The sequence below is a fragment of the Streptomyces sp. F001 genome (assembly GCF_004187715.1).
Taxonomy (GTDB): domain Bacteria; phylum Actinomycetota; class Actinomycetes; order Streptomycetales; family Streptomycetaceae; genus Streptomyces; species Streptomyces flavusporus.
The window spans coordinates 1-8,251 of record NZ_QZWF01000071.1; the positions used below are offsets into that span (position 1 = coordinate 1).

Annotated in this window: 8 protein-coding genes and 1 tRNA gene; 5 read left to right on the plus strand and 4 right to left on the minus strand. The window is 69.7% G+C overall.

Annotated features, from left to right (window positions below; all coding sequences use genetic code 11):
• Nucleotides 1-209: 209 nt before the first annotated feature.
• The gene (locus tag StrepF001_RS43205) at nucleotides 210-2,540 is read right to left on the minus strand and encodes a YfjP family GTPase (RefSeq protein WP_129803553.1); all 2,331 of its coding nucleotides are present in this window, start codon (nucleotides 2,538-2,540) and stop codon (nucleotides 210-212) included.
• Nucleotides 2,541-2,543: 3 nt separating this feature from the next.
• Entirely contained in the window at nucleotides 2,544-4,151 is a 1,608-nt protein-coding gene (locus StrepF001_RS43210) for a dynamin family protein (protein WP_129803554.1), read from the minus strand.
• A gap of 321 nt (nucleotides 4,152-4,472) precedes the next feature.
• On the opposite strand from StrepF001_RS43210, the gene StrepF001_RS43215 reads away from it, so the two are divergent.
• The 5 genes from StrepF001_RS43215 (at nucleotide 4,473) to StrepF001_RS50350 (ending at nucleotide 7,062) form a co-directional block, all read left to right on the plus strand.
• A tRNA-Arg gene (locus StrepF001_RS43215) sits at nucleotides 4,473-4,545 on the plus strand.
• A 193-nt stretch (nucleotides 4,546-4,738) separates the two neighbouring features.
• Nucleotides 4,739-5,017: a type II toxin-antitoxin system prevent-host-death family antitoxin gene (locus tag StrepF001_RS43220; protein ID WP_129803555.1), complete on the plus strand. Its 279-nt coding sequence runs from the start codon at nucleotides 4,739-4,741 to the stop codon at nucleotides 5,015-5,017.
• Complete coding sequence (locus StrepF001_RS43225) at nucleotides 5,007-5,465, plus strand: type II toxin-antitoxin system VapC family toxin (protein ID WP_129803556.1); 459 nt, start codon at nucleotides 5,007-5,009, stop codon at nucleotides 5,463-5,465. The genes StrepF001_RS43220 and StrepF001_RS43225 overlap by 11 nt, the downstream gene beginning before the upstream one ends.
• 138 nt (nucleotides 5,466-5,603) lie before the next feature.
• Nucleotides 5,604-6,032, plus strand: a complete 429-nt coding sequence (locus tag StrepF001_RS43230) for a VOC family protein (protein ID WP_129803557.1) — start codon at nucleotides 5,604-5,606, stop codon at nucleotides 6,030-6,032.
• Between the two features lie 508 nt (nucleotides 6,033-6,540).
• A complete protein-coding gene (locus tag StrepF001_RS50350; protein ID WP_346657022.1) occupies nucleotides 6,541-7,062 on the plus strand; it encodes a hypothetical protein in 522 nt (173 codons plus the stop codon).
• On the opposite strand, the gene StrepF001_RS43240 is transcribed toward StrepF001_RS50350, so the two are convergent.
• Together StrepF001_RS43240 and StrepF001_RS43245 are read right to left on the minus strand one after the other, a co-directional pair.
• On the minus strand, nucleotides 7,059-7,328 hold the full coding sequence (locus StrepF001_RS43240) for a hypothetical protein (protein ID WP_129803558.1): 270 nt from the start codon (nucleotides 7,326-7,328) through the stop codon (nucleotides 7,059-7,061). The genes StrepF001_RS50350 and StrepF001_RS43240 overlap by 4 nt on opposite strands.
• A gap of 148 nt (nucleotides 7,329-7,476) precedes the next feature.
• Nucleotides 7,477-7,752, minus strand: coding sequence for a hypothetical protein (locus StrepF001_RS43245; RefSeq protein ID WP_129803559.1), 276 nt, complete (start codon nucleotides 7,750-7,752; stop codon nucleotides 7,477-7,479).
• Nucleotides 7,753-8,251: the final 499 nt, after the last annotated feature.

The following is an 8,251-nucleotide window of genomic DNA, read 5'->3' on the forward strand; positions in this document are numbered from 1 at the left end:
GCTGCGTCTGCCGCGGCGGCCGCCATCCCTGCGCACACCGCCGCTCTCGTGGCGACCGCGTCGGTCACGATCGCCGCGAAGCCAGACTGCCTCCGCCGCGCCGATCCCGCAGAGGGCTGTGGATCATCCCCAGCCTGTGGACAACTCCACCACTCGTTCGAGGGATCCCATCCCGCACGCCCAACCGGCGTGGCCGGCCTTCCGAGCGGCTACCTCACCCCGGCCCCCGCCCCGACGACCCGCCCGTACTGGTCACGAATCTCCTGGTACCGCAGCAGCTCCGACGCCACCGGATCGAGGACCCGGGCCCGGCCGCACCCGGCCGCGGCCTCCCGCAGCCGCCGTTCCGCCTCCAGTCCGTACCTCCGGGCCGGTCCCCGGGCCGCCATCTTGCAGCTCCACTCGACGAGCGGGCCGCCGATGATTCCGGCCACCATCAGCAGCACCGGCACCCCGAGATTCGGCGACATGACCCCGACGATCTGCCCCACCAGCCACAGCCCGCCGACGACTTGCAGGAGCGTCATGGACGCCTGCGCCAGTACGGCCACCGGCCACCAGCCCGGTGTCGGCGGCCGTCCCGTCGGCAGCCCGGCCCGCACGGCCAGCTCGTCCAGTGCCTCGGGCAGCCCCTGGGAGCCGCGTACGGCCGCCTCGCGCACGGCCTGCGCCCAGGGCGCCGGCAGCCCCGCCGACGCCCGGTCGGACACCGTCCGCACCGCCTGCTCGACGCGCTGCCGCGCCGTGGCCTGCTCGTCCGCCTGCGTGCGCACCGGCAGCCGACCCGTGGTGGGTTCGCTCCGTTCCAGGAACCAGCGCCACAACCGCAGCCAGGGCGTCCCGCACGCGCGGTTGGCGTTGCGCAGCCAGGCCCGCTCGGCGGCCTCGCCGGCGGCGGTGGCGCCCACGGCGTCGGCCAGCCGCGCGGAGAACTCGTCCCGCGCCCGCTCGCTGAGTCCGGTACGTCGCCCGGTGGTGTACACCGGCCATAGCCGCACCGCCGCGGCGTCCAGGTCGGCCAGGATGCGGCGGGCTGCGGCACCGCGCTCCGCCACGAACTGGCCGAGCGCCTCACGCAGGTCCCCGATGCCGTCACCGGTGAGCGCGGACAGCGCGAGCACGGTCGCGCCCGGTTCGCCGTACTCCCCCAGGGCGATCCCGTCCTCGTCCAGCAGCCGCCGCAGATCGTCGAGCACCTGGTGGGCCGCCTCCCCGGGGAGCCGGTCGATCTGGTTGAGGACGACGAACATGACCTCCGCATGCCCGGCCATGGGCCGCAGATAGCGCTCATGCAGCACGGCGTCGGCGTACTTCTCGGGATCCACGACCCAGATGACCGCGTCGACGAGCGCCAGCAGCCGCTCGGCCTGCTCGCGGTGCTGTACGGCCGCCGAGTCGAGGTCGGGCAGATCGACCAGGACGAGCCCGCGCAGCTGCGCCTCCGCCTCGGGGCTCTGCAACGGGCGGCGACGCAGGCGTCCGGGGATGCCGAGCCGGTCGATGAGGCTCGCCGCGCCGTCGCTCCAGCTGCACGCGATGGGCGCGGCGGTCGTCGGCCGCCGTACGCCCGTCTCCGAAATGGCCACCCCGGCCAGCGCGTTGAACAACTGCGACTTGCCGCTGCCGGTCGCGCCCGCGATGGCGACGACGGTGTGCTGCCCGGACAGCTTGCGCCGGGCCGCCGCCTCGTCGAGGACCCGGCTCGCCTCGGCCAGCGTCCTGTTGTCGAGCCGGGTACGGGACAGGCCCACCAGTTCGCGCAGCGCGTCGAGCCGGGCCCGCGTCGGACCGTCGTACGCGAGCGGGGCCACGGTCTGCGGCCCCGACGGCTTGCTCTCCGCCACCGCGAGCTGCTCGGCGGCGGTCTTCTCGTTCACCCGCCGCGCGATCAGACCGTCGTCCCACGCGTCTTCGGAGGCCGTGACAGAGTCCGCACGGGGCTCCGTAGGAGAGTCCGCACGGGGCTCCGTAGGAGAGTCCGCACGGGGCTCCGTAGGAGAGTCCGCACGGGATTCCGCCAGAGAGTCGCTACGGGGCTCCGCGAGGGAGCCGGGACGGGAGTCCGCAGGAGATCCGGTACGGGCGTCCGTACAGCCTTCGCTCGCACGGTCACGGTAGGTGTCATGGTCGGCCTGCACGTGCGCGTGGTCCCCGTTCCCTTGCGCACCGGACTCCCCTGACTTGCGCCGCCCCCACCAAAAGCGCCGCTCGACGGATTCGCCCTCTTCGAGCAGGGGTTTTCCGCGATCGCCGTCGCCCTCCGTGGAGGAGGACCCCTTTCCCGAATCGCTCTCCTTGGAGGCGTCCCTTTCGGCAGCGCCCTCCTCGGAGACGCTCCTTCCGGAATCGCCCCCCTTGGTCATTCCGGAAACGGCCTGCTCAGAGGCTCTGTGTCCGGAAGCGCCTTCCCTGGCGGAACGGTTTCCGAAACCGCCAGTCACAGGGGCACGGTCATCTGCGCGCTCGTTCACGGAGGCCGCGCCCTCCTGGTGGTCGGGATCGGCGTGCTCCGTGTGGTCCTGGTCAGTGACGGCAGTCACCGGTCACCTCTCCTTCTGCAGTACGGACAGCGCGGCGATGAGTTCGGCCTGAGGTTCGGGATGGACTTCGAGGGCGTCGAGCGGGGCGAGCCGGCGTTCACGTTCGGCGTGCATCACCCGGTCCACGTACTCGCCGAGCAGCCGTCCGCCCCGTTCCCGCAGCCGCAGCGCACCGTGGGCGCCGATCCGCTCGGCGATCCCCTCGCCCGCGGACCGGGACCGGTGGCCGCCCAGCAGAACGGTGGCGACCAGCGCGGAGACCACCTCGGGGTCCGGAGCGACGCTGCGGTCGAGGTGGCGCACCTCGTCCTCGGCGTGCTCCTCGAGCTCGCGCCGCCACCGCCGTACCGCCATCCCGATCCGGTGCTCGGCGGTCTCCAGGGACGCGTCGCGGTCCGCGAGCTCCGGGGCGTCCGCCGCCGGCTCGCGCCGCCAGGCCTCGTCGATGCGCTCGTCGGCGGCGGTGACGGCACACAGCAGCAGCTCGCACAGGCTCTCCACGAGGGCGTCCAGGAGCTCACCGGCGGTGCAGTCGAGCGGGAAGGCCCGCCAGCGCTTCAACGCGTCACCGGCGAGCACGGCGCCCCCCTGCAACCGTCCCCGCACGCGCGCGTGCTCACTGTCGTACGCGGAGTCGACGGCAGCGGTGAGCCGCAGGGCAGCCGCGTACTGGGCGGCGGCGGCACTGGCCAGCTCGGGCATCCGGGACTTGAGCGAGGCGATGAGGCCGTACGCCGTACGGGCCATGGCGTGCTGCCGGGCCGCGGGGTCCTGGGCCTGGTGCACGAGCCAGGTGCGCAGCGGCGCCACGGCGGTGGTCGGCAGCAGCCCGCTGCCCCAGGCCGACTCGGGCAGCTCGGGCACGGTGAACCGCGGTACCTCGCCGAGTCCGGCCTTGGTGAGCAGGGCACCGTACTGCCGGGAGACCTCGGACACCACCTGGTGGGGCACCCGGTCGAGCACGGTGATCAGGGTGGCGTCGTACTCCTTGGCGGTCCGCAGCAGGTGCCACGGCACGGCGTCGGCGTACCGGGCGGCCGTGGTGACCATGATCCAGATGTCGGCGGCACAGATGAGCTCGGCCGCGAGGGTGCGGTTGTCGGCGGCCAGGGAGTCGACGTCGGGGGCGTCGAGGAGGGCGAGGCCGGGCGGCACGGTATCGGCGGTCTCGATGCGCAGCACGCGCGCGGGGTTCTCACCCGGGAGCAGCAGATCGCCGTCGGGCTCCTGGTGCGGCACCCACACGCGCGTGAGGTCGGGCAGCACGCGCATGCCGCTGAACCAGTGATGGTCCTCCGGGTGGCACACCAGCACCGGCGTCCGTGTCGTCGGCCGCAGTACGCCCGCCTCGCTGACCCGTCGGCCCACCAGGGAATTGACGAGCGTCGACTTGCCGGCGCCGGTGGAACCTCCCACGACGGCCAGCAACGGCGCTTGGGGCGCTCTCAACCGGGGCACCAGGTAGTCGTCGAGCTGAGCGAGCAGTTCGTCGCGGTTGGCACGCGCGCGTGGCGCTCCGGGGAGGGGCAGCGGGAAGCGTGCGGCGGCGACGCGGTCGCGCAGCGCGGAAAGTGCGTCGAGCAGCTGAGGCCGTACGTCCAAGGTCACCACATGCGAAGAATGCCCAATTTTATGGGATATCTGAAGCATATGAGCATGCCTGCGCGCCGACAGAACACAAGGGACGGAAGGGACTACCGGGACAGGGACACAGTCCAGGCATAACGAGTGCACAACACCCGGCGCGCGTGGCGCGAAAAGCGATGCACGATTCGCACCCGCCTGCGATTATCAGGTCCGCTTCACCGAACCTCCACATCGAGCCACGGAGGCGAAGCAGCAGGGGCATGGATCCGAGAGCTCTATCCTTGTCCCCGGCAACGTCACGGATCAGCCCACACCCGGGCACCACGACAGAGGCCACCACACCCGGCCCCCGTAGCTCAGTGGATAGAGCAGGCGCCTTCTAAGCGCTTGGCCGCAGGTTCGAGTCCTGCCGGGGGCGCAAACAGCCTCTCACCTGCGGATACGCGTGAGGGGCTCTTCCATGTCCGGATTCACATCGCTCTATGAGCAGGCGCCTTCGCCTGCCCAAGATCGTGGGCACAGACAGACCCTGCGGCGTGGCGACAACGCCTCTCGCCAGCGAATCCACACCCGAAGCACGATGTAGCACCGGATAGCACACCGCCGCTACCATGGGCCGCATGACAGCGCAGCCCGAGATCACTCAGCGCGATCTGCGCACCCGCTCCAAAGAGATCATGGACGCCGTCCAGGGAGGACAGGCGTTCACCGTCACCCGCGACGGGCACCGTGTCGGCGAGCTGATCCCGCTCCGCCGCCGTCGCCGCTTCGTTCCCCGTGCCGAGTTCGCGGCCATGTCCCGCACCGCCCCTGACATCTCGCTGGACGCCTTCCGCGACGACCAGGACGCCGTCGTCGAGCAGGAGTTGGACGACCCGTATGCCCGTTGAGCACGAGCAAGGCCTGCTCGACACCAACATCATGATCTTGCGCAAGTGGATCGACGCCGACGAACTGCCCGCCGAGATGGCCATCAGCACCATCACCCTCGCGGAACTCTCCGCAGGCCCCCACCAGGTACGCGGCAACGACGAGCAGAGCGACTACGACGAACACGCCGAGCGGGCCCGCCGCATGGACGTCCTGCAACGTGCCGAGAACGAATTCGACCCCATCCCCTTCGATGTGGAGGCCGCCCGCCTCTACGGCAGAATCTCCGCCGCCGTCGTCTCCACAGGCCGCAAGCCCCGTCGCCGTGTGGCCGACCTGATGATCGCCGCCATCGCGGCCGCCGAGGAACTCCCCCTCTTCACCACCAACCCCGACGACTTCAAGGGCCTCGACGACTTGATCACCATCGTGCCCGTAACGCGGCCCGAGATCCTGCACGACCGGTAGCGCCGCGCCCACCCCGCCCTACACCGGCGGCCGAGGTGGTTCCGCGCCCGGTGGCGGGCACCCACCGCCCGTCACTCGACCTGCGCGGAGATGACACCCGGAGCCCCGGTGACCAACACGCGCCAATACAGTCGCCCCATGACGCCGATCAAGCAGTTCCAAGTCACCTTCGACTGCGCAGAACCTGAGCGCCTCGCCCGTTTCTGGTGCGAGGTGTTGGGGTATGTCGTACCGCCGCCACCCGAGGGGTTTGCCACGTGGGACGAATTCAAGCGCTCGCTGCCACCTGAGCAGCAGGACGCATGGTTTGCCTGCGTCGACCCCTCAGGCGTGGGCCCGCGGCTGTACTTCCAGCGCGTCCCCGAAGGGAAGGCCGCCAAGAACCGGCTGCATCTTGACGTGCGGGTCGGCACCGGGCTCGCGGGGGAAGAGCGCCTCGCCGCACTTGAGGCCGAGTGCGCACGGCTGGTCCCGCTCGGCGCGGTACACGTGCGAACGCTGTACGACGGCAATGATGCGTGCATCCCGATGCAGGACATCGAGGGCAACGAGTTCTGTCTCGACTGAGGGGCCGCGAACGTGTCTTCGTTCTGTCTCCATGGGCCAGGACGAAGGCGCGAGGGGCGGTAACCGGCCAGAGGTCTCCCCGAAATGACAGCAAGCGCTTTGACGGTTTTCGTTCGCGAGCGACCAGCGAAGACGCAGGTGAGCACATCGCTCAACCCCTGACACCTTCTAAGCGCTTGGCCGCAGGTTCGAGTCCTGCCGGGGGCGCTCCCGCCAGGTCTGTGTTTCCGCAGGCCAGGCGCGGTACCTACCCCTGACCGGTTGGGTGCGAGCAACGCTGGACAGTCAGGCCCCTTCCGAGGCGATGCGTAAGGCGCTCGTCCTCTTTCCGGCTACGGCGTCTCGTCGAGGGCGGGTCCGAGCAGTGAGTGCCCGGCCCGACGGCACACTTGCGTCCGTCAGCAGGATGGCCGGCGCAGGGCTGCCGACGCGCGGCACCCGCCTGGTCCACTCGACTCGCTCGACCTGTTCGGCGACGACTTCGTACGCAACCCGTACCCCTGGCTCGATGCCCAGCGCAGCGAAGCACCCGTGGATCAGGACCCGGCTCACCGGGCTCTGGCTGGTCAGCCGCTTCCGGGACGTACGGCGGGTGCTGCTCGACCCGTCCGCCCTCCTCCCGGACAACGCGCAGTACGCGGTGGCGCCGCTGCCCTTGGCCGTACTACGGGTGCTCGCCCGGGCCGGTTTCACCCTTCCACCCGCACCGGCCAACAACGGCACCGCCGGCCATGCCGGGCTACGTCGAGTGGTCACCCGCTTCTTCAACGTCGAGCGCGTCGCGGCCGCAGCACGGAGGCGGCGGCCCTGCGGGCGGTCGCCCGCCGTCTGCCGGACGTACGCCTCGCGACGGGAACGACCCGTCCGGAGCCGCCGGTGCTCGGCCTGCTGCCCTTCCCTTGACATACGGGGATGGCCGGGACCCGGTACCGGGTCCCGGCCATCCCCGTATGTCCGGGCGGACTTACGCGACGGGCGCCGACGACAGGTGGACGCCTCGGCTGCCTTGATCGGACGTCAGGAGTTCTAGTCAGGGACGGAGAAGTTGCTGACGCAGTTGATCTGACCGCCCGACGCCGGACAGCCCTGCCTTGAATCGTTGACGACAGTGACGTTTCCGTGCTCGTCGATGGTGACCTGGTGTGCCCTCACCTGCGAACAGCGAGTGGAGCCGTTGCCGTCGTCGGTGCAGCTGGCGTAGCTATCAACGGCGAAGGCCTGGGCGGCACCGGCACCGATCAGAGCAAAGCTCCCCAGGACGCCCACTGCCGCTGCGATTTTCTTCGGACTGAGCATCTGCCTTTTTCCTTTACAGTCGGTCCCCGCGACTGGACGGCGGAGTCGTTTCGGATGTTTGGAACGGCAACGAAGCCAGACGGCAAACTCCGGGCTCGGACACCTGATCGAACCTCAAGGGCTGCCTAGAAGATCACCTGATAAGTGACTACTTGCGAGCGGGGGCGACCTGAGTGCACTTCACCGTCTTGCGTTCACTCTGGTCGTTGACCTGGATGCCCAGGACGTTGACTACGACGTTGACATCGTTGATCACGACAAGCCCGCCCCAATTCGTCTCGTCCGCCGAGCACTTCTGGTTCTGCTGGGGGGCGTCAGCCTTGGCCTTCTGGTCCCCGTCCGCAGCGTGGCCGATGCCGGCGCCCAGCAAGCCGATGCTGCCGAGCAGAGTCACGGCGACTGCCGCCTTCTGGTACTTGCGCATTACCTCTCCGTTCTCGAGTTGACACAGCTCGTAACGGGCTGGCCACCGACGGTTGCCAACTGTAGGCGACGTTTGATGCTTTTCACGGATGAAACGCGCAAACGCGTGAGTTTCTTCGAAAAGGGCATAATCTGGCGCTCACGTGCATGCATCAGGTGACCGAATCCGGATGATCGCGGTCGGTCAACCGCCGACCGGACAGCCGCCGCTCACAGCGAGGCGGCACCCTCCACACCGACAAGGCATCGTCACCGTCACCGGGCACGGCACTCCACCACGCCTTCGGAGGCGTGGTGGAGTGCAGCAGCCAGGCAGCAGGCTCCGGGGCTCGGCCACCTGACTTGAGCCCCGGAGCCTGCTAGATCACCTGATCGGTGATCACTTGCCGCCGATGGCGAAGATCTGGTCGCAGTCCACAAACCTGTCCTCGCTGTTGTCGGCGAACTGGAGGCCAGCGCCGTTGGTGTTGGTGATGGCGTCGTCCGCCACCTGGGTGCCC